The 20,904-nt window shown below is 68.8% G+C and carries 17 protein-coding genes; 14 read left to right on the forward strand and 3 right to left on the reverse strand.

Annotated features, from left to right (window positions below; translation table 11 throughout):
* A partial coding sequence (locus IU450_RS17110; RefSeq protein WP_324197708.1) for an acetyl-coenzyme A synthetase N-terminal domain-containing protein occupies positions 1-289 on the reverse strand: 289 nt, incomplete at its 3' end.
* A 412-nt stretch (positions 290-701) separates the two neighbouring features.
* Between IU450_RS17110 and IU450_RS17115 the strand changes: the two genes are divergently transcribed.
* The 5 genes from IU450_RS17115 to IU450_RS17135 are packed head-to-tail and all read left to right on the forward strand — an operon-like array spanning position 702 to position 6,705.
* Complete coding sequence (locus IU450_RS17115) at positions 702-2,291, forward strand: peptide ABC transporter substrate-binding protein (RefSeq protein ID WP_195151058.1); 1,590 nt, start codon at positions 702-704, stop codon at positions 2,289-2,291.
* A 54-nt stretch (positions 2,292-2,345) separates the two neighbouring features.
* Complete coding sequence (locus IU450_RS17120) at positions 2,346-3,272, forward strand: ABC transporter permease (protein WP_195150777.1); 927 nt, start codon at positions 2,346-2,348, stop codon at positions 3,270-3,272.
* Positions 3,265-4,224, forward strand: a complete 960-nt coding sequence (locus IU450_RS17125; RefSeq protein WP_195150778.1) for an ABC transporter permease — start codon at positions 3,265-3,267, stop codon at positions 4,222-4,224. The genes IU450_RS17120 and IU450_RS17125 overlap by 8 nt, the downstream gene beginning before the upstream one ends.
* Positions 4,221-5,906 carry a dipeptide ABC transporter ATP-binding protein gene (locus tag IU450_RS17130; protein WP_195150779.1) on the forward strand — a complete coding sequence of 562 codons (1,686 nt, stop codon included), beginning with the start codon at positions 4,221-4,223 and terminating at the stop codon, positions 5,904-5,906. The genes IU450_RS17125 and IU450_RS17130 overlap by 4 nt, the downstream gene beginning before the upstream one ends.
* 52 nt (positions 5,907-5,958) lie before the next feature.
* A complete protein-coding gene (locus IU450_RS17135; protein ID WP_195150780.1) occupies positions 5,959-6,705 on the forward strand; it encodes an oxidoreductase in 747 nt (248 codons plus the stop codon).
* A 489-nt stretch (positions 6,706-7,194) separates the two neighbouring features.
* Here the strand turns inward: IU450_RS17135 and IU450_RS17140 are convergent, their stop codons facing one another.
* On the reverse strand, positions 7,195-8,028 hold the full coding sequence (locus IU450_RS17140) for an HAD family hydrolase (RefSeq protein WP_195150781.1): 834 nt from the start codon (positions 8,026-8,028) through the stop codon (positions 7,195-7,197).
* Positions 8,029-8,653: 625 nt separating this feature from the next.
* On the opposite strand from IU450_RS17140, the gene ssd reads away from it, so the two are divergent.
* From ssd to IU450_RS17175, 7 genes are all read left to right on the forward strand, one after another.
* On the forward strand, positions 8,654-9,760 hold the full coding sequence (gene ssd, locus IU450_RS17145) for a septum site-determining protein Ssd (RefSeq protein ID WP_195150782.1): 1,107 nt from the start codon (positions 8,654-8,656) through the stop codon (positions 9,758-9,760).
* Positions 9,757-10,941 (forward strand): TadA family conjugal transfer-associated ATPase, encoded by a 1,185-nt coding sequence (locus IU450_RS17150; RefSeq protein ID WP_195150783.1) that lies wholly within the window; start codon positions 9,757-9,759, stop codon positions 10,939-10,941. The genes ssd and IU450_RS17150 overlap by 4 nt, the downstream gene beginning before the upstream one ends.
* Positions 10,938-11,732: a type II secretion system F family protein gene (locus IU450_RS17155; protein ID WP_195150784.1), complete on the forward strand. Its 795-nt coding sequence runs from the start codon at positions 10,938-10,940 to the stop codon at positions 11,730-11,732. The genes IU450_RS17150 and IU450_RS17155 overlap by 4 nt, the downstream gene beginning before the upstream one ends.
* Before the next feature lie 213 nt (positions 11,733-11,945).
* Positions 11,946-12,569: a type II secretion system F family protein gene (locus IU450_RS17160; RefSeq protein ID WP_195150785.1), complete on the forward strand. Its 624-nt coding sequence runs from the start codon at positions 11,946-11,948 to the stop codon at positions 12,567-12,569.
* A 618-nt stretch (positions 12,570-13,187) separates the two neighbouring features.
* Positions 13,188-13,373, forward strand: a complete 186-nt coding sequence (locus tag IU450_RS17165) for a DUF4244 domain-containing protein (RefSeq protein ID WP_195151059.1) — start codon at positions 13,188-13,190, stop codon at positions 13,371-13,373.
* Between the two features lie 53 nt (positions 13,374-13,426).
* Entirely contained in the window at positions 13,427-13,741 is a 315-nt protein-coding gene (locus IU450_RS17170) for a TadE family type IV pilus minor pilin (protein WP_195150786.1), read from the forward strand.
* Between the two features lie 280 nt (positions 13,742-14,021).
* Positions 14,022-14,351: an Rv3654c family TadE-like protein gene (locus IU450_RS17175; RefSeq protein WP_228834723.1), complete on the forward strand. Its 330-nt coding sequence runs from the start codon at positions 14,022-14,024 to the stop codon at positions 14,349-14,351.
* 289 nt (positions 14,352-14,640) lie between these two features.
* Here IU450_RS17175 and IU450_RS17180 read toward each other — a convergent pair whose 3' ends face one another.
* Entirely contained in the window at positions 14,641-16,962 is a 2,322-nt protein-coding gene (locus IU450_RS17180; protein ID WP_228834724.1) for a DEAD/DEAH box helicase, read from the reverse strand.
* 499 nt (positions 16,963-17,461) lie between these two features.
* On the opposite strand from IU450_RS17180, the gene IU450_RS17185 reads away from it, so the two are divergent.
* Both IU450_RS17185 and topA read left to right on the forward strand, forming a co-directional pair.
* Positions 17,462-17,668, forward strand: coding sequence for a cold-shock protein (locus IU450_RS17185; protein ID WP_011206895.1), 207 nt, complete (start codon positions 17,462-17,464; stop codon positions 17,666-17,668).
* A 320-nt stretch (positions 17,669-17,988) separates the two neighbouring features.
* Positions 17,989-20,892: a type I DNA topoisomerase gene (gene topA / locus IU450_RS17190; RefSeq protein ID WP_195150788.1), complete on the forward strand. Its 2,904-nt coding sequence runs from the start codon at positions 17,989-17,991 to the stop codon at positions 20,890-20,892.
* Positions 20,893-20,904: the final 12 nt, after the last annotated feature.

Genomic DNA, 20,904 nt, shown 5'->3' on the forward strand with positions numbered 1-20,904 from the left:
CCCAGTGGATGGCGATCTGGTCGCCGTGTCCGTCCAGGACGTGGCGGTCCACGCAGTTGTAGGCGACGTTGAGTTTGCCGCCGACGAACCACTTCGCTACCGGCGCGTCACTCCAGTCCAGCACCTGGCCGAACGGTTCGTGCCAGTGCAGCCGCCCGGCCTGCTCGGCCCAGAACGCGTCGCGATCGGCCGCCGCCCGCTCGTAGAGCCCGGCATCGGCGTTCGCCGCCGCGGCGAACTCCGCGGTCGGTGGGTAGGAGTCCCTGTGGTCGGCGCTGGTTTCAGTCATCTCGTCTCTTCTTTCCACGTAGCCTGAGCGCACGATTCGACGCAGCCGAGTTCGACAGTAATCAACTGTGACCTACGCCGCGTACGGTGTGGCGCCCGGGTCGAGCACGCCGCGCACCGCCGTGCTTCGCCTCCTCGGCGTCGGCACGCGGCGTTCCCCGCTCGGCCGCTTCGTTGGCGGTATTTCTCCAGGAGGGCCATTTCCGCAGGAAAGTCGGGGTGTTTCGGCAATGTTGCCGTATCGGTAACAAGTACAACGAACTCGGATCAATCAGGTGACAGTGCCCGCGCCGGTGGTTACTCTGCCAACCACACAGGGGGATCGTGGCGGCATGCGCCGATGGACCTCGCGCGCGTGGCGTCCGGCTCCCCCCTTCTCGCACCGGGAGGACGCGTTGAAATTCCACAGAGCGATGGCGCTGACCGCGGCGGTCGTGCTGGCCACGAGTCTCGGACTGTCCGCATGTTCCTCGGGCGACGGCGCCGACGCCGACATCGTCACCGTCAACGGCGGCGAGCCGCAGAATCCTCTGGTGCCCACCAACACCAACGAGAACATGGGCGGGCGGGTGGTGGACCGGCTGTTCGCGGGCTTGAAGTACTACGACGCCGCGGGCAAAGCGCACGACGAGATGGCGGAGTCGATCCAGACCACGGATCGGAAGAACTACCGGGTGACCATCAAACCGAACTGGAAGTTCACCGACGGCACCCCGGTGACGGCGAAATCGTTCGTCGACGCCTGGAACTACGGGGCGCTCGGCAGCAACGCGCAGTTGCAGAGCTATGTGTTCGGCCCCATCGTCGGCTTCGATGAGGTGTCCGCGGAAAAGCCGACGGCACAGACGATGTCGGGTCTGAAGGTGATCGACGACCGCACCTTCACCATCGAGCTGAAAGCGCCCTCGATCGACTTCGAGACCGAACTCGGGTACGCGCCGTTCTATCCGTTGCCCGAAGCCGCGTTCAAGGACATCAAGGCATTCGGGGAGAACCCGATCGGCAACGGCCCCTATAAGTTCGCCAGGACCGGCGCGTGGGAGCACAACGTCAAGATCGACCTCGTGCCCAACCCCGACTATCCCGGCGGCCGCCCGGCCAGGAACAAGGGGCTGCGGTTCGTGATGTACCAGTCCTTCGACACCGCCTACGCGGACCTGCAGGCGGGCAATCTCGACGCGCTCGACACCGTGCCCGACAGCGCGCTCACCTCCTACCAGCAGGACCTCGGCGACCGCGCGATCACCAAGCCGACCGCGCAGAACCAGCACATCGGCATCCAGTCCAACGTCGCGCACTTCTCCGGCCAGGAAGGGTTGCTGCGACGCCGGGCGATCTCGATGGCGATCAACCGGGAACAGATCTCGCAGAACATCTTCCACGGCACCCGGATCCCGGCGCGCGACTTCACCGCGAGCACGCTGCCCGGCTTCGAGCCGAACCTGCCGGGCTCGGAGGTGCTGAAGTACAACCCCGACGAGGCCAAGAAGGTGTGGGCGCAGGCCGACGCGATCTCGCCGTGGTCGGGCCGCTACGAGATCGCCTACAACTCCGACGGCGGCCACCAAGCCTGGATCGAGGCGGTGGCCAACAGCGTCAAGAACACCCTAGGCATCGACGCCATCGGCGTGCCGTACCCGACGTTCAAGAACATCCGCGACGAGGTGAACGCCCACACCATCAACAAGGCGTTCCGCTACGGCTGGCAGGGTGACTACCCGACCATGCTGCAGTTCCTCACCTCCCAGTACTACAGCTACTCCGACACCAACAACGTCGACTACGCCAACCCCGAATTCGACCGCCTGCTCGATGCCGCCTTGGCCGCCCCGACCCAGGAGGAGTCCTACAAGATCGTCGCGCAGGCCCAGGCCCTGCTGATCAGGGATCTGGCCGACATCCCCGTGTTCGACTATGTGGCAGCGGCGGGCCGCTCCGACCGTGTGCGCAAGGCCGAACTCGCGTGGAACGGTCTGTTCGCCTTCGAGGACATCGAGAAGTAGCCGCTGGCCGCCGAGCGCCCGCGTGGCGCTCGGCGGTGCTATCCGGGAGGTGAAATGGCCTGGTATGTCGGGCGCCGTCTACTTCAGATGATCCCCGTGTTCCTCGGTGCGACGCTGCTCATCTACGCCCTGGTGTTCGTCGTGCCGGGCGACCCGATCCACGCGCTCGCCGGTGACAAGCCGATGACGCCCGCGGTGGAGGCCCAGCTGCGGGCGCGCTACCACCTGGACGAGCCCTTCATCGTGCAGTACCTGCTGTATCTGAAGGGCATCGTCACGCTGGACTTCGGCACCGCCTTCTCCGGCAGGCCGGTGCGGGACGAACTCGCGCGCGCGTTTCCGATCACCATCAAGCTGGCGTTCATGGCCGTGCTGATCGAATCGGTCTTCGGCGTGCTGTTCGGCCTGATCGCCGGGCTGCGCAAAGGCAGGATGTTCGATTCGACGATGCTCGTGGTCAGCCTGATCGTCATCGCGGTGCCGGTCTTCGTGGTCGGCTTCCTCGCGCAGTATCTGCTCGGGGTCAAGTGGGGGGTCGCTCCGGTGACCGTCTCCGGGAAGGCGACGGTCGGCGAACTGCTGGTGCCCGCGTTCGTGCTCGGCTCGCTCTCGTTCGCCTACGTTCTGCGATTGACCCGGAACTCGGTGGCGGAGAACATGTCCGCCGACTACGTGCGCACCGCGACGGCAAAGGGACTGGGCAGGCCGCGCGTGGTGACCGTGCACATCCTGCGCAACTCGATGATCCCGGTGGTCACCTTCCTCGGCGCCGACCTGGGCGCGCTGATGGGCGGCGCGATCGTCACGGAGGGCATCTTCAACATCCCCGGCGTCGGCGGCACGCTGTACCAGGCGATCACCAGGGGTGAGCCGCCGACCGTGGTTTCCTTCGTCACGGTGTTGATCGTCATCTTCCTGCTCACCAATCTGATCGTCGACCTGCTCTACGCCGCACTCGACCCGAGGATCCGCTATGCCTGACCCGACCGAGCGCGCGGACGCGGCGCGCCGTGGCCAGGAGCACTTCGTCGCACCGCCCGACGAGGTCGAGGTGCTCGCCACCGACGCCGTGCTGGACGCGGGCGCGCCGACCAGCCTCTGGCGCGATGCGTGGCGGCAGCTGCGGCGCAACCCGATCTTCGTCGTGGCGGCGGTGTTGATCGTGTTCGTGCTGATCGTGGTGATCTGGCCGGGGTTGTTCACCGATCAGGATCCGCGCTACTGCAACGGCGATTTCAGCATGGACCCGCGCGGCGCGGGCCACCCGTTCGGTTTCGACAAGCAAGGGTGCGACATCTACGCCCGGACCGTTTACGGCGCACGGGCTTCGGTGCTCGCCGGGGTGGGCGCGACGCTGCTGTTCGTGCTGATCGGCGGAACGCTCGGGGCGCTGTCGGGGTTCTACGGCGGGCCGCTGGACTCGATCGTCTCCCGGGTCGCCGAGATCTTCTACGCGATCCCGCTGATGCTGGCCGCGATCGTGATCATGCAATTGCTGGACGCGCGCACGATCTGGACCGTGATCGTCATCCTCGCCTCGTTCACCTGGCCGCAGGCGGCGCGGATCGCCCGCAGCGCGGTGATCCAGGCGAAGAACAGCGACTACGTGACGGCGGCGAAAGCGTTGGGCGTATCCCGTATTCGGACGCTGCTGCGCCACGTGCTGCCGAACGCGGCGGGCCCGCTGATCGTGGTGACCACGCTCTGGCTGGGCGTCTTCATCGTCACCGAGGCGACGCTGTCGTATCTCGGCGTCGGACTGCCGCGCACGGTGGTGTCCTGGGGCGCGGACATCGCCACCGGGCAGAAGGAGATCCGCACCTCGGCCATCCTGTTCTATCCGGCGACGGCGCTGGCGCTGACCGTGCTGAGCTTCATCATGCTGGGCGACGCCGTGCGGGACGCCCTCGACCCGAAGGCGAGGAAGCGATGAGCGAGTCCGCGCGGCCGCTGCTGGAGATCACCGATCTGAACGTGAGTTTCACCGCCGACGGCAAGCCGGTGCCCGCGGTGCGCGACGTGAGCCTGTCGATCTACCCGGGCCAGACCGTGGCCATCGTCGGCGAATCGGGTTCGGGCAAGTCGACCACCGCGCACGCGATCATCGACTTGCTGCCCGGCACCGGCCGGATCACCTCCGGCTCCATCAGATTCGACGGCAAGGATCTCACCGCCGCGTCGAAGCGAGAGATCGTCGCGGTGCGCGGCCGCGGCATCGGGCTGGTCCCGCAGGACCCGATGTCGAATCTGAACCCGGTGTGGAAGATCGGATTCCAGATCCGCGAGACGCTCGAGGCCAACGGCATCGCGAAGGGCAAGGCCGCCGCGAAGCGAGCGGTGGAGCTGCTCGAGGAAGCGGGCATGCCCGACGCCGGACGGCGGGTCGACCAGTACCCGCACGAGTTCTCCGGTGGCATGCGCCAGCGCGCGTTGATCGCGATCGGTCTGTCCTGCAGGCCCAAGCTGCTCATCGCCGACGAGCCGACCTCGGCGCTCGACGTGACCGTGCAGCGGCAGATCCTCGACCACCTCGAACAGCTCACCGCCGACCTCGGCACCGCGGTCCTGCTGATCACCCACGATCTCGGTTTGGCGGCCGAGCGCGCCGAACACCTTGTGGTGATGTACCGCGGCCGCGTCGTGGAATCCGGACCTGCGTTGCGGATTCTGCGCGATCCCCAGCACCTCTACACCAAGCGGCTGGTGAGCTCGGCGCCCTCACTGGCCGCGCAGCGCCGGTCCGCGGTGCGGCGCCGTGCCGAGATCCACGCGCAAGCCGCGCAGGTAGCGGCCGATGACACGGCGGCCACGGTGGTGCCCGACGAAGTGGTGGTGGCCGAGCACCTGACGAAGACGTTCCGCATTCGCGGTCGTGCACCGTGGAAGTCCAGCGAGTTCGTCGCGGTGGACGATGTGTCGTTCCGGCTGCGGCGCGGGTCGACCACGGCGATCGTCGGCGAATCCGGTTCGGGCAAGACGACGGTGGCGCGCATGGTGCTCGGTCTGCTGGAACCGAGTTCCGGCTCGGTCACCTTCGACGGCAAGGACGTGGCGACCCTGGATCGCAAGGGCGCCTTCGCGTTCCGGCGCCGAGTGCAGCCGATCTTCCAGGACCCGTACGGCTCGCTCGACCCGATGTACACGATCTACCGCACCATCGAGGAGCCGTTGCGGACCCACGGGGTCGGGACTTCCGCAGAGCGGGAGGCGACGGTGCGCGAACTGCTCGACAAGGTCGCGCTGCCTGCCGGCGTCATGCGGCGCTACCCCAACGAGCTGTCCGGCGGACAGCGTCAGCGCGTGGCGGTCGCGCGTGCGCTGGCGCTGCGGCCCGAAGTGGTGGTGTGCGACGAGGCGGTCTCCGCGCTCGACGTCCTGGTGCAGGCCCAGATCCTCCGCCTGCTCAACGAACTGCAGGCGGAGCTGGGGCTGACCTATCTGTTCATCACCCACGATCTGGCCGTCGTCCGGCAGATCGCCGACGACGTGCTGGTCATGCGGAGCGGCGAGGTGGTCGAAGCGGCGACGACCGACGAGGTGTTCGACAATCCCCAGCAGGAGTACACGCGCAAGCTGCTCGACGCGATCCCGGGACGCGATCTGCTGGCCGGGTAGGCGGGCCGGGCGCGCGGATCGCTCCTCGCGGGCGCAAGTAGCCTCGTATCCCGTGACCGATCCGCTCCAGCCCCTCGTCGATCTGCCCGGTGTCCGGGACGCGGCCGACCGCGCCCGCGACGCGCTCGCCGAGGTGCACCGGCACAAAGCGAACCGGCGCGGGTGGCCGACCACGGCGGCCGAGGCCGCGGTGCGTGCGGCTCGGTCCTCGGCGGCCATCGACGGCGGCAGCACGGACATCCCCGCCGACGGGCGCGTGGCGGACCCGATTCTGGCCGGTTCGCTGCGCGTCGGTCAGGCGCTGGACGGCGATGCGCTGCGGAATCTGGTCGGCATCTGGCAGCGCGCTCCGCTGCAGGCATTGGCGCGGCTGCATCTGCTCGCCGCGGCCGATCTGGTGGAGCGAGAAGAGACCCTCGGCAGACCGCGCGGAGACTCGGGTGTGGCGCAGCGGCTGGATCTGCTGGCGCAGACGGTGCTCGGCTCGCGGGCGCCTGCGCCGGTGATCGCCGCCGTAGTACACGGTGAGCTACTGGGGCTGCGGCCGTTCGGAACGGCCGACGGCGTGGTCGCGCGAGCGGCCTCCCGGCTGGTGGCGGTGTCCAGTGGGCTGGACCCGCACAGCCTCGGCGTGCCCGAGGTGTTCTGGCTGCGCAGGCGTCAGGCGTACCTGGACGCGGCCGCCGGGTTCGGCAGCGGGGATCCGGAGGCCGTGGGCGGTTGGGTGATCTACTGCTGCGGGGCGTTCGAGGACGGTGCGCGCGAGGCCACGTCGATCGCCGACTCGGCGGTGGGATGATCCCCCCGTACACGTCAAAGCGGGCGGCGTTGTCTGTCGACCTCACCGCCCGCTAGCACGGACTACCCGGTTACCAAGCGTGCTGATGGGGTTGTGTTCTGCGGCCTCGGCGACAATCCGGACATCGGCCGGTTCATCCCCGCAACCTGTGCGAGGCCTTCGCCGTCGACTATCCGTATTTCGCAGGCCCACAACGCTTCTGCCCTTGTCGCGGCGCGCTCCGCGTGGGTGCCTGGTGTCCGTGCTGGGAAAGAGGGTCGGGAGACAGTGCCTTCTCTTCCGGTGCTGCCTTGGCCTTCCGTCCTTCCGTAGTTACCTTTCTACACTGTGACTGCACTCACATCAAGAGGTCAAAAGGCATTGAATAATCGGCGTGTTTCCCGGCGTTTCGTGGTTAAATGCCTGGTCCTTCGCCGTGTCTGCTAAGTCGGCGAACACCTCGGCAAGCATCTGGCGTCCGGGTGGGGCGAGTGGTCGAGCGACCCGATCTCACCGTCGCCGGCGCAGCATCCGGTAGCTGATCGCACCGGCCAGCACCGCACTCAAGCCGACCGCCGCCGTGGCCGCGAGGGTCGTCGAGGACGGCGCCTGGAAGCGCGCCCACAGCGATACCGGGTTGGAGAAGGTCAGGATCGGCCAGCCGCGCGCGGTGGCTTCGCGGCGCAGATTGCGGTCCGGGTTGACCGCGGTGGGGTGTCCCACCGCGCCGAGCAGCGGCAGATCGGTGATCGAGTCGGAGTAGGCGTAGCAGCGGGCCAGGTCGTAGCCCTCGCTGGCGGCGAGTTTCTCGACGGCGGTGACTTTGCCCTCGCCGTAGCAGTAGAACTCGACTTCGCCGGTGTACTTTCCGTCCGCCACGACCATCCGGGTGGCCGCGGTGTGCGAGGCGCCGAGCGCTTCGGCGATCGGGCCCACGATCTCCTCGCCGGAGGCCGAGACGATCACCACATCGTGACCCCGGATCTTGTGGTCCGCGATCAGATCGGCCGCCTCCGCGTAGATCAGCGGATCGACCAGCTCGTGCAGCGTCTCGGCCACAATGGATTTCACCTGTTCGACGTCCCAGCCCGCGCACATGCTGGTCAGATGCGCGCGCATCCGTTCCATCTGGTCGTGGTCGGCGCCCGACAGCAGGAACAGGAAGTGGGCGTAGCTGCTCTCCAGGACGGCGCGCCGGTTCAGCAGGCCCTGCGCGTAGAAGGGCTTGCTGAACACGTACGTGCTCGACTTCGCGATCACCGTCTTGTCCAGATCGAAGAAGGCGGCGACGCGTCCGGCCGCGGTGGCTGAGTTGTCCACCTGACCCAGGATAGGTGGCGGCATCGCATCCGCCAGGCGCGGAGTCGGGCACTTCGTCCGGCGGTGCTTGTACGCGGCCCTCGAGTCGCGTGTGTTCGGGCTCGGTCGAACTCGCGGCGGCGACCTCTCGGCTTCGCTCGGTCCGTCCTGTGGAGCTGTGCGGAGCACGCCCCGCCGCGCTGCGTCGGGGCGGCCGTTCACCGATCGCGAACCGACCCGCCGGGCCTGTTGTGTGGCCGTCTTGCCTGCGATCGGCCGGTGTGGGAGGCGGATGGGCTTCGGCCGCACTCATTCGGCACGCGGTGTTCCGGGCGGCGCGGCCGCCGTGCGCCGCGCAGCGGAGAAGTTTGCCCCGCAGACGCCGGGGTTGTAGCGGCCACAAAGATGTCCGATGGCAGACTTGCGTGGTGGCCGGGGCTTGGGTGTAGTATTGCTGGCACCTGGACATAGTCCAGGCGCGTTCAGCCCGACCCCCCGGGGCTGAACCCCGACGGCCCCAGCCTCCTCCCCCCCCGGCTGGGGCCGTCCTCTATTTCAGGGACGGTTCGGTAGGCCGCGTGGCCTGGATAGTTGTCCACAGCCCGCGAGTTATCCACATTCGGCATCCTGCCCCTTCTTTCCCTGTTCGAGTTCAGCGACGCTGACCTGCATGAACCTCGAAGCATCGGAGCCGAGCGGGCCCCCGCCCGCCCTCGTGCTCATCGATGACGATCGGCTGCGCGACGAAGTTCGGCGGATCGCGGCGGCCGCCGAACGAGCACTCGACGAGCGGATCCAACCCGTCGGCCGACACGCCTGGACGGGCGCTCCGCTGGTGATCCTGGACACCCGTGCGGCGCAGGAGGCGGCCGCGGCCGGATATCTGCGCAGGACCGGCGTCGTGCTGGTAACCGACGGTGAGCCAGGTTTGCTCGACTGGCAGGCCGCCGCGTCGGTCGGCGCCGAGCGAGCTATCGCTCTGCCGGGCGCCGCGGTGGGGCTCATCGAGATGTTTGCTGAGTACGGCGAGCAGCGTGCGGGCGACGGCGTGGTGGTCACCGTAGCGGGGGCGGGCGGCGGAGCCGGGGCGTCCACTCTCGCCGTCGCGATCGCGCTGCGCGCCGCCGCCGAAGGGTTCCGGCGCGAGACCTTGCTGGTCGATGGCGCACCCTTCGCCGGTGGTCTCGACCTGCTGCTCGGCATCGAGAACACGGCGGGCCTGCGCTGGCCCGACCTGGTGGTGGAGGACGGGCGCGTGTCCGCGGCGGCGCTGCACGGCGCCCTGCCCGTCGCGGCGCCGGGGCTGGCGGTGTTGTCCTGCGCGCGCTGCGGTGCGGGGCGGTTGCCACGCGAACTCGGCTCGGCCGGAGTCCGCGCGGTGATCGAAGCAGGCCGTGTCGCAGGCGATTTCGTAGTTTGCGATATTTCGGGCGAGCGCGGGCCGCATGCCGACCAGATGCTCGACTCGGCGGATCTCGTGGTGCTGGTTGTTCCGGCGCGCCTGCGAGCAGTCGCCGCGGCTGAAGCGATGGCCGCACACATAGCGCGGCGAAACCCGAACCAGGGCTTGATCGTTCGCGGGCCCGCACCCGGCGGGCTACGCGGAGCCGAGGTCGCCGAGGTGCTCGACCTTCCGCTGCTCGCCGCCGTCGGCGCTCAGGCAGGCTTGGCGCACCGTCTGGAGCGCGGCGGGATTTCGCTCCGCCGCGGCCCGCTGCGCGATGCCGCCGATGCCGTGCTCGGCGTGCTCAGCGCGGCACCCGGACAGCGGCGATGAGCGCGATACTGACCAGCGAGCTGCTGGACCGGGTACGAGAGCGATTGGCCACCGAAACCGGCGATCCCGATCCGGCGCAGGTCGCCGCCGCGATCCGCGCCGAAGCGGGCGGGGTGCTGGGCGACACCGACCTGCTGCGGGCTCTGCGGTTGTTGCAGACCGAGCTGACCGGCGCGGGCGTACTCGAACCGCTGCTGCACGATCCGCACGTCGCGGACGTCTTGGTCACCGGTCCGGACGCGGTCTGGATCGACCGCGGGCACGGTTTGGAGAAGACGTCCGTCACCTTCTCCGACGAGGCCGCGGTCCGGCGGCTGGCGCAGCGCTTGGCCCTCTTGGCGGGGCGGCGACTCGATGACGCGCAACCATGGGTGGACGGTCGGCTGACCGGAACGGGTGCGGCGCTGGGGGATTCGTTCGGGGTTCGCCTGCACGCGGTACTCGCGCCGGTCGCGCACGGCGGCACTTGTCTGTCGCTGCGCGTACTCCGTCCCGCCACCCAGGGGCTCGACGCGCTCGCCGCGGCGGGCTCGGTGCCCGCCGACGCGAAGCTGCTGCTGGAGCGGATGATCCGGGCCAGGCTGGCATTCCTCGTGGTCGGCGGCACCGGAGCCGGAAAGACGACGCTGCTGTCCGGTCTGCTCGCCACGGTGGATCCGTCCGAGCGGATCGTCTGCGTCGAGGATGCGGCCGAACTTGCGCCGCCACATCCACACGTGGTTCGCCTGGTCGCCAGGACCGCGAACGTGGAGGGCGTCGGCGAGGTCACGGTGCGCGACCTGGTCCGTCAAGCGCTGCGCATGCGGCCGGACCGGATCGTGGTCGGCGAGGTCAGGGGCGCCGAGGTGGTCGACCTGCTGACCGCGTTGAACACCGGTCACGACGGCGGGGCGGGCACGGTGCACGCCAACTCGCCGCAAGAGGTCCCGGCCCGTCTGGAAGCCCTCGCCGCGCTGGGCGGAATGGATCGTGCGGCTCTGCACAGTCAACTCGCCGCCGCGGTGCAGGTCGTCCTGCATGTGCACCGCCGGTCCGACGGGTCGCGCGGCCTGCGCGAGATCGGCCTCGTGCACCGCACCGATGCGGGACCCGTGCGGATCACACCGGCTTGGCACGAGACGGGTGCGACTCCCGCCGCCGCGGACCTGGCCGGCCTGCTCTCCGAGCGGCTCGACCGATGAGCGGCGCGGTGTTGTGCCTCGCGCTGGCGCTGCTCGTCGTCCCCGCCCCGCGGTCTCGGCGCCGATTCGGTCAGCTGTTCACCGCACCCGACCGGCCTCGAATGCCGCAGCGCAGAACCATCCTTCGGGCCGGTGCGGTCGCGGGCGTCGTGATTGCGCTTGTCGCGTTCGGGACAGGTCCGTTTCTCGCGGTCGGCGTGGTCGCCGGAACCCTCGGGCTGCGAGGCCGCCAGGCGGCGCGGGACCGGCACAGGAATGTCGAGCGCGGACACCTGCTCGCCGCCTTGGAGGCCGTGATAGCCGAATTGCGCGTGGGAGCCCACCCGAGTGCTGCCGCCGAGGTGGCCGCGCGTGAGGTGCAGGGCGAATCGGCGCACGCGTTCGCCGTCGGCGCCGCACGCAGTCGGCTCGGCGGCTCGGCAGCGGAGGGTCTGCGCCGCCCTGACTCGCCTGTGGCTGTGGAGCTTTCCCGAGTCGCGGGCGCCTGGCAGGTGGCCGAGCAGCACGGTCTGGCACTGGCCGAATTGCTGTCGGCAGCGCGGACGGATCTCGCGGGACGCATTCGATTCCACGGCCGCGCCACCGCCGCGCTGGCCGGTGCACGCGCCACCGCCGCGGTCCTGGCCTGCTTGCCGCTTCTCGGCATAGCGCTGGGCCAACTGATGGGTGCGGCGCCTCTGCACGTTCTCTTCGTCTCGCCTGCGGGGACGGTGTTGCTGCCGCTCGGTGCGTCCCTGGCCTGCGCGGGCTTGCTGTGGACCGATGCCATCACGCGAAAGGTGCTGATATGAGGTCGTTTTCGACGGACGTCCGAGTCCGGCCGTATATCCGGCAGCAGTCGCCGCGTTCGAGGCCAGGGCCGGTCGGCGAGGAGTGGCGGCTCGGCGGCCTGCCAGTCCGAGCGGCTGTTGTCGTCGCAGCCGTGGCCGGGACCGCCGCGCGCGGCCTGGCGACGGTCCGTGCATGTGGCGCTCGCGCAACAGGATCTGTGAGGAAGGCTGACGATGGCGTTCACCCCGGAGACGGCACTGCCATTGCTGCTGGCGGCGACCGCATTGGCGCTGCTGCCGGGACGGGTGGCCGTGCGCCGACGGCTGCATGCCCTCCGCGGAACACGCCACCGACCGGCGGCGTCGTCGCGCCGAAAGAATCAGGCGGCCGATGGACTGGCGGTCGCCTCGGTTCTCGATCTGCTGGCGGCCTGCCTGCGCGCCGGGCTTCCCATGGCCGCCGCGGCGCGGGCCGTGGCGCCGGAAGCCCCGGAACCACTCGGCGAAGCTCTGCGCCGGGCGGCGGACTCGCTCGCGCTGGGCGCCGACGCGGCCACGGCCTGGGAACAGGTCGCCCGGGATTCGAACGCGCGGCCCGGAGCCGAGGAGATCGAGTCACTGGCCCGGATGGCACGCCGTTCGGCACGGTCCGGATCGTCACTGGCCGCCGCGGTCACGGAGCTGGCCGAGCAGCGTCGGTCGGCGGTCGAAGACTCGGCCGCCGCGAAGGCGGAGCGGGCAGGCGTCTTGATCGGCGGCCCCCTGGGGTTGTGCTTCCTGCCGGCCTTCGTCTGCCTCGGCATCGTCCCGGTAGTCATCGGTTTGGCGGGCCGAGTACTCGACGGCGGTCTCCTGTAGCGGCGCATCACGGTGTGGCTCCGCCACTTGCGGTGCGGGCTCGACAGCGTGCGTGCGGTGGGCTCGCACCGGTTCGGCGGGTTGTGGCGTACCGGGACGCGCGGGTGCGGCGGAGTGTGCGTCGGCAAAGGGGGCGGCAGGCGCTCGTCGCTATGTCACGAGGTGCGGCGTGCGATGCGCGGTCGGGTGGTGGCACGGCGTTGTCCACCGAGGTGGATCGGGTGCGCGGCTGCGTTCGTGCTCTCCGCTGTTGCCGATATCCGTCCGGGAGGGCGCGGCACGGCTGGTCTGTCTACCTACGGCCCGGCAGTTCGTGGGTGCCCGGAGTCTTCGAGCCGGTGACCGCCCTGCGCGCAGAGTTGCCGCAAGCGTCCGGCGGGTGCCATCTCGCGCCTCCGCGTGTTGCTGTCGAGGGGCGCGCGGCTGGGGTCGTCCCCCGCCCGGAGCTGGACGTGGGCGGTGGCCAGGTGGTTCTGGGACGGCGGTGTCCGGTGCCGCTGGGCACCGCGCCGGAGGAAGCGTGCCCGTGCGGATGGGCCGCGCGGGCCGGAAAGGAGGAATCGGATGCGTATCGAGGGGGTCGCGAGGTCCGTGGGCCGAAGGCTGAGGGCTCTATATATGGGCCTGCGTGCGCGAGTGCTGCGGGCGGCGGTCGCGGAGGACGGCATGAGCACGGCGGAGTACGCGATCGGCACGATCGCGGCGGCGGCGTTCGGTGCCGTGCTCTACGGCGTGGTGACGGGCGACAGCATCGTGAACGCGCTGACGAAGATCATCGACCGGGCGCTCAACACATCGGTGTAGCCGAGGCGCGACGGTGGCGATCCGCGCCGGGACTGGGCGACGACCGGGGTGCGGTGACGGTCGAGGCCGCGCTCGCACTCACCGCGGTCGTCACAACCGTGGTGCTCTGTCTCGGTGCTCTGTTGGCGGCGTCGACCCAGGTCCGCTGTGTCGACGCCGCCCGTGAGGCGGCCCGTCTCGCCGCACGGGGCGATCCTGCGAACGCCCTCCCAGCTGCGGAGCGCATCGCGCCACCGTCGGCCGACATCGCGCTCCGCACCGAGGGCACCCGCGCCATAGCCGTGGTTTCCGCCCGAACACCGCTACTTCCCCTGCTCACCCTCCGCGCGGAAGCGGTCGCAACCCTCGAACCTGGAGCTTCGAAGTGAAGGCCGCACTGATGGACGGGCGGCTGCGAGTCGAGGGATCCCAACCGACGCCGAAACGGGTTTCCTGGCGTCGGCGTCGCGTCGGGTCGTGGAGTGTGGCGTGAGAGGTCCGAGTGGCGGCAGTGGGGCCGAGGTTGTTGACCGATGCCGCTGGAACGGCGCCTTCTGGGGCCAGCGTCGGGTCAGGGGCAGTGACGTGAGAAGCCCGAGCCACCGCAGTGAGGCCCAGATCGGCGACCTATGGGTACGCAGCGGCCGGCGGGTGTGCTCTGAGGAGGGGTTGGCGACGGTCTTCGGGTGTCTCGCACTCGTAGCGCTGATCGGGGCGACGCTCCTGATCGCACAGGTGGGCTTCGTCGTGGTGGCGCGACATCGAGCGCAGGCAGCCGCGGATCTGGCGGCCCTTGCCGCGGCGGGCGTATTGGTCGAAGGCGTCGATCCCGCATGCGACGAGGCGGACGAGCTGGCGCGGCGGATGGGCACACGAATCCGCGTCTGCGACGCATCGGAGTGGGACGTCACGGTGACTGTGGAAAGGAATGTACCAATAGGTCTGTACGGCGATCGCGTCGTTCGGGCGAGTGCTCGAGCCGGACCGGTAGAAGAGTGACAGAGTTCGATACACGCTCACCCTTGCGTCGCTTCCGGTAGCGGAAATCGGTAATTCTACTGGCCGGTTAAAAGCAGCCTCGTGGAATTCCCAGCCGAAGTCCGGATATCAAAAACGAATGGATGCGCATGTCCGCAATGGAGGTGGTGGCAATAGTCTAGTTAACATGAATCTATTCCTTTTTATTCCGAGAGGGTGAAGCAGTGCCATTCCACTAGGAGGTGTCCCAACGCCGCCAGCATGTGCGCTGGCAAGGTCGACAACCGGTCACGGGCCGGGCTCCGCGCTGTCACGAATCGAGCGACGGGTCCTCATCGGCAGACAGTTCGGCCAGGACGGCGGTGAGCAGGCGTGCCGCCGCCACCTTGTCCAGCGGGTGGTTCCCGTTGCCGCACTTGGGCGACTGGACGCAGGACGGACAGCCTGCCGCGCAGCCGCACGACTCGATGGCCTGCCGCGTTGCCGAAAGCCACTGGCGTAGCTGAGCGAACCCGCGCTCGGCGAAACCCGCGCCGCCGGCTTGGCCGTCGTAGACGAAGACGGTGGGCAGCCCGGTGTCCGGATGCTCGGCGGTGGAGACACCGCCGATGTCCCAGCGGTCACAGGTCGCCACCAGCGGCAACAGCCCGATCGCTGCGTGCTCGGCCGCGTGCAGCGCTCCGGGGACGTCCTGAGGTTCGATTCCGGCCAGGGCCAACAACTCCGGTGTCACCGTGTACATGACCGCCCGGGTGGGCAGCGTCTGCGGTGGCAGATCCAGTTCGACCAGGTCGAGCACTTCGCCGGTGAGCAGTGTGCGCAGGTAGCCGATCACTTGGCTGGTGACCCGCACCTGTGCCAGCCCAGCCGTCACGTGACCGTGGGCGCGATGCTCGGTCACCGTGTCGACCGCGATCGAGGTCACCTGACGTGCGCTGGTGGTCCACCCGGGCTCGGCGGCGTGCACGAAGGCAACGCCGTCATCGAGATCCAGCTCGTCGACCACGTAGGTCTCACCCTGGTGCAGGTGAACGGCGCCCTGGTGCAGTGTCGCCTGGGCCCGCCCCGCGTCGGCGGTGCCCAGCAGCCTGCCGGTCTCGCCGTCCACGATGGCCACCGGAGCGCCGATCCCGCCCCGGACGTCGACCGCGTCGTGCGGCTGGGTTTCGGCGGTCACGTACCAGCGCGCACGGTCTTCCACTCCACGACGCCTGATCAGCCCTTTCGCGGACAGATCGCCCAGGAGCTCGCGTGCGCCGAACTCGTCCACCTCGGCGTCGGTGAGCGGAAGCTCGAGCGCGGCGCAGAGTAGTTGCGGCCCCAGCACGTAGGGATTTCGTGGATCGGTGATGGCGGCCTCGACCGGCTTGTCCAGCAGCGCTTCGGGGTGGTGGACGAGGTAGGTGTCCAACGGATCGTCTCGCGCCACGAGCAGGACCAGCGATCCCTGGGTGCGTCGTCCCGCCCGCCCGGCCTGCTGCCAGAACGACGCCACCGTCCCGGGAAAACCGGAGATGACCACGGCATCCAGCCCCGCGATATCGACGCCGAGCTCCAGCGCGTTGGTCGTCGCCGCGCCGAGCAGCGATCCGTCCGACAACGCCGCTTCCAGATCGCGCCGATCCTCCGCGAGATATCCCGCCCGGTAGGACGCCACCCGCGTGGCCAGGTCGGGGTCGACCTCGGCCAACAGCCTTTTGGCTTCCATCGCGGTCAGCTCCGCGGCCCGGCGCGACCGGACGAAAGTCAAGGTCCGCGCCCCTTCGCCCACCAGATCCGCCATGATCCGCGCGGCTTCCGCGGTGGCCGCCCTGCGCACCGGGGCGCCGTTTTCGCCGGTCATCGCCGTGAGCAGGGGTGGTTCCCAGAGCGCGACCGTGCGTGGGCCCTGCGGAGATCCGTCTCGGGTGACCGCCACGCACGGCGCGCCGATCAGACGCGACGCGGCCGCCGCAGGCTCGGCCGAAGTCGCCGAGCAGAGCACGAACACGGGATCGGCGCCGTATCGTGCGGCGATCCGCCGCAGCCTGCGCAGCACCAGCGCGACGTGCGAACCGAAAACGCCCCGATAGGCGTGGCATTCGTCGACCACCACGTAGCGCAGCTTGCGCAGCACGCGCGCCCAGCGCTGGTGTGACCGCAGTATGCCCAGGTGAAGCATGTCGGGGTTGGTGAAAACCCAGCGCGCGTTCGCGCGTACCCACTGGCGGATCTCGGCCGGCGTATCGCCGTCGTAGGTGGCGGGATGGACATCACGCAGCGGACCTTCGTGGGTCAGCGCGCCGATCGCGCGCAGCTGATCGGCGCCGAGCGCCTTCGTCGGCGACAAATACAGTGCGGTGGCCCTCGGATCCGCTTGCAGCGCCGTGAGTACCGGCAACTGGTATCCGAGCGATTTGCCCGAGGCAGTACCGGTGCTCACCACCACATGCCGGCCGTGGAACGCCGAATCCGCCGTCTCCACCTGATGGCGCCAGGGCGCGTCGATGCCGGTGTCGCGTAATGCCGCAATCACTTCCGGCGATGCCCAGGCAGGCCACTCGCAGCGATCGGCGGCCCGCGCGGGCAGCTCGACCACATGGGTCAGCCGGGGGTCGCCATCCGGTCCGCCGGCTAGGACACGATTCAGCAACGATGTCCCGTAGCTGAGCTCGGTTCGAGGCTGCGCACGCAGTGCTGAGTCCGCCGGATTCACGAGGCGAACCCCGCAACACGCTCGGGAAGTGTGAAACGTGTGTGTCCGGGAAGCCCCACCTGCCATTTCGATACCCAATAGCGACCTGGGTCACAGCTTCTTTGCTGAACGTGGACTCTGTTATCAGCGAGCAAACGAACCCCAAGTCTGGATTCCGCCATTGTGTCCCTCACCTGCGCATTCGCAAGATCAACTTTTTTGCAAATTGTCGGTAACTCGACTGTTGAATTGCCCGAAGACATGGTTCACTGGTTCCTGGTCGCAAGCTTCTGTGTTCGAGGGACGGATCCAAAGTCCAAACCGTCAGCAGGATCGATGTTGCGAACGGTGTGCTTGGTGCTTTCCTGCAGGGGGAACCAACAGTACAGCGGTCGGAACGGACCCGGTGGACGAACCCAGTTGTCCGCCGTTCCGGTAAGAAAAGAGAAGGAACAGAATGGCACAGGGAACTGTGAAGTGGTTCAACGCGGAGAAGGGGTTCGGCTTCATCGCGCCGGAGGACGGCTCCGCTGACGTCTTCGTCCACTACTCCGAGATCCAGGGTTCGGGTTTCCGCACCCTCGAGGAGAACCAGAAGGTCGAGTTCGAGGTCGGCCAGGGCACCAAGGGCCCGCAGGCCACCGGAGTGCGTGCGCTCAGCTGAGCGGCGCAGGATCCACAGCTCGTCCCTCACCACCGGCAACGGGGTGGGGGACGAGCTATATCTGGGGTAGTCACGGCCCGCGTGCGGCGGCGGAACGGCCCGCTGAGCACGCCGCGGCGCAAGTGTGGCGAAAAGACAAGGCATACTGATTCGAACTGACGCGCGTACGCTCAGTGGTTCGAGTCGCAAGCACTCGACCACACGCGGCGTCACGGTATAAACGTGTCTGGTGCGACGTTCAGCCGTCGCAGCCGCTTACCCCAGCCGCGCACAGCGGGAAACAACGCAGCGCGGGTCGATCAGGAAAGGTGTATTCGCCGGTGGCAACACGAGACCGCGGTGCAGCCGACCAGGGCCGTGCCCTGCGTCGTCTCGTGATCGTCGAGTCCCCGACCAAGGCCCGCAAGATCGCGCCATACCTCGGTCGCAACTACACGGTCGAGGCGTCGGTCGGGCATATCCGGGATCTGCCGCGGGGCGCGGCGGACGTCCCGGCCAAGTACAAGGGCCAGTCCTGGGCACGGCTCGGCGTGGACGTGGACAACGACTTCGAACCCATCTACGTCGTGAGCCCGGACAAGAAGGCCAAGGTCACCGAGCTCAAGAGCCTGCTGAAGGACGCCGACGAGCTCTATCTGGCCACCGACCCCGACCGCGAGGGCGAGGCGATCGCCTGGCACCTGCTGGAGACGCTCAAACCCAAGGTGCCGGTCCGGCGGATGGTGTTCCACGAGATCACCGAACCGGCCATCCAGGCCGCGGCCGCGGACACCCGCGATCTCGACAACGACTTGGTCGACGCGCAGGAGACCCGCCGCATCCTGGACCGGCTCTACGGCTACGAGGTCAGCCCGGTGCTGTGGAAGAAGGTCATGCCGCGGCTGTCGGCCGGCCGCGTGCAGTCGGTCGCCACCCGGGTGATCGTGCAGCGCGAGCGCGAGCGGATGTCGTTCCGTTCCGCCGAGTACTGGGACATCGCCGCCAAGCTGGACGCGGGTAACGGTGAGGGAAGCGACGCCGGCAATCCCAGGACCTTCGGCGCGCGGCTGGTCACCGTCGACGGGGCGCGGGTCGCCACCGGACGCGACTTCGGATCGGACGGGCAGCTCAAGGCGGTCAGCGGTGTCGTCGTCTTGGACGAGGGCTACGCACGGCGGCTGGCGGAGGCGCTGGACGGCGCCGACCTGGTGGTCTCCTCGGCGGAGGCGAAGCCGTACACCCGCAAGCCGTATCCGCCGTTCATGACCTCGACGCTGCAACAGGAGGCGGGGCGCAAACTTCGTTTCACCTCCGAGCGGACCATGCGGGTCGCGCAGCGTCTGTACGAGAACGGCTACATCACCTACATGCGCACCGACTCCACCACGCTGTCGGAGTCGGCCATCGCCGCGGCCCGTGCGCAGGCGACTCAGCTCTACGGCGCCGAGTTCGTGCACCCGACCGCGCGCCAGTACAACCGCAAAGTGAAGAACGCGCAGGAGGCGCACGAGGCGATCCGCCCGGCGGGCGACACGTTCGCCACGCCGGGTCAGCTGCACGCGCGCCTGGACAACGACGAGTTCCGGCTCTACGAACTCATCTGGCAGCGCACCGTCGCCTCCCAGATGGCCGACGCCAGAGGCACCACGCTGACGCTGCGCATCACCGGTGTCGCGGGCACCGGCGAGGAGTGCGTGTTCTCCGCCTCCGGCCGCACCATCACGTTCCCCGGCTTCCTGAAGGCGTACGTGGAGAGCGTCGACGAGGAGGCCGGCGGCCAGTCCGACGACGCCGAGTCCAGGCTGCCCGCGCTGGAGGAAGGCCAAGCGGTCACCGCGGTCGAGCTGAATCCCGATGGGCACAGCACCAACCCGCCCGCGCGCTATACCGAGGCGTCGCTGATCAAGACGCTCGAAGAGCTCGGCATCGGCCGTCCGTCGACGTATTCGTCGATCATCAAGACGATCCTCGATCGCGGCTACGTCTACAAGCGTGGCAGCGCGCTGGTGCCGTCGTGGGTGGCGTTCGCCGTGATCGGCCTGCTGGAAGAACATTTCGGCCGACTGGTCGATTTCGACTTCACCGCCGCCATGGAGGACGACCTCGACGCCATCGCGGGTGGGCGTGAGCAGCGCGGAAACTGGTTGTCCAGCTTCTACTTCGGCGGCGACCACGGCGTGGAGGGCTCGGTCGCGCGGTCCGGCGGTCTGAAGAAGATGGTCGGTGAGCGGCTCGACGACATCGACGCGCGAGAAATCAACTCCATCAAGCTGTTCAGCGATTCCGCCGGACGCGACGTCGTCGTCCGGGTCGGCAAGTACGGGCCGTACCTGGAGCGGATGGTCGCCGATCCCGATGACCCCGAGGGTAATTCGGTGTCGCAGCGGGCCAACCTGCCCGACGACCTGCCGCCGGACGAGCTGACCCCCGAGGTCGCCGAGAAGCTGTTCGCGACGCCGCAGGAAGGGCGATCGCTCGGCGTGGACCCCGAGTCGGGGCACGAGATCGTCGCCAAGGAAGGGCGTTTCGGTCCTTACGTCACCGAGATCCTGCCCGAACCGCAGGTCGCCGAGGGGCAGGAACCCGCCAAGAAGACCGCGAAGAAGGCCGCGGCGCCCAAGCCGCGCACCGGTTCGCTCTTCAAGTCCATGGACCTGTCCACCATCACGCTCGACGACGCGCTGAAGCTGCTGTCGCTGCCGCGCGTGGTCGGCGCCGACCCGGCCAGCGGCGAGGAGATCACCGCGCAGAACGGGCGGTACGGGCCCTACCTGAAGAAGGGCACCGACTCGCGGTCGCTGAACACCGAGGACCAGATCTTCACGGTGACGCTGGAGGAGGCGCTGAAGATCTACGCGGAGCCCAAGCGCCGTGGACGGCAGGCTTCGAGCGCCGCCCCGCTTCGTGAGCTCGGCGACGACTCGGCCACCGGCAAGCCGATGGTGATCAAGGACGGCCGCTTCGGCCCATATGTCACCGATGGCGAGACCAACGCGACTCTGCGCAAGGGCGACGAGATCGAGTCGATCACTCCCGAACGGGCCATGGAACTGCTCGCCGACCGGCGGGCGCGTGGGCCGGTGAAGAAGGCGGCCAAGAAGACCGCCGCGAAGAAGGCGCCCGCCAAGAAGGCCGCGGCCAAGAAGACGGCCGCGAAGAAGGCAACGACGACCACGAAGACGGTGGCGAAGAAGACCACGGCGCAGAAGGCGGCGGCGAAGAAGAGCGGCGTCGGGAAATCGTGAGTTCTCGTCTCG

Source organism: Nocardia abscessus (assembly GCF_015477775.1).
GTDB lineage: Bacteria > Actinomycetota > Actinomycetes > Mycobacteriales > Mycobacteriaceae > Nocardia > Nocardia abscessus_A.

Bases quoted from the DNA above. Each gene is read 5' to 3' on its own strand.
- IU450_RS17130 (WP_195150779.1), top strand. From the start codon at position 4,221: ATGAGCGAGTCCGCGCGGCCGCTGCTGGAGATCACCGATCTGAACGTG.
- IU450_RS17115 (WP_195151058.1), top strand. From the start codon at position 702: ATGGCGCTGACCGCGGCGGTCGTGCTGGCCACGAGTCTCGGACTGTCC.
- IU450_RS17155 (WP_195150784.1), top strand. From the start codon at position 10,938: ATGAGCGGCGCGGTGTTGTGCCTCGCGCTGGCGCTGCTCGTCGTCCCC.
- IU450_RS17185 (WP_011206895.1), top strand. From the start codon at position 17,462: ATGGCACAGGGAACTGTGAAGTGGTTCAACGCGGAGAAGGGGTTCGGC.
- ssd (WP_195150782.1), top strand. From the start codon at position 8,654: ATGAACCTCGAAGCATCGGAGCCGAGCGGGCCCCCGCCCGCCCTCGTG.
- IU450_RS17120 (WP_195150777.1), top strand. From the start codon at position 2,346: ATGGCCTGGTATGTCGGGCGCCGTCTACTTCAGATGATCCCCGTGTTC.
- IU450_RS17160 (WP_195150785.1), top strand. From the start codon at position 11,946: ATGGCGTTCACCCCGGAGACGGCACTGCCATTGCTGCTGGCGGCGACC.
- IU450_RS17165 (WP_195151059.1), top strand. From the start codon at position 13,188: ATGGGCCTGCGTGCGCGAGTGCTGCGGGCGGCGGTCGCGGAGGACGGC.
- IU450_RS17125 (WP_195150778.1), top strand. From the start codon at position 3,265: ATGCCTGACCCGACCGAGCGCGCGGACGCGGCGCGCCGTGGCCAGGAG.
- IU450_RS17150 (WP_195150783.1), top strand. From the start codon at position 9,757: ATGAGCGCGATACTGACCAGCGAGCTGCTGGACCGGGTACGAGAGCGA.
- IU450_RS17140 (WP_195150781.1), bottom strand. From the start codon at position 8,028: ATGCCGCCACCTATCCTGGGTCAGGTGGACAACTCAGCCACCGCGGCC.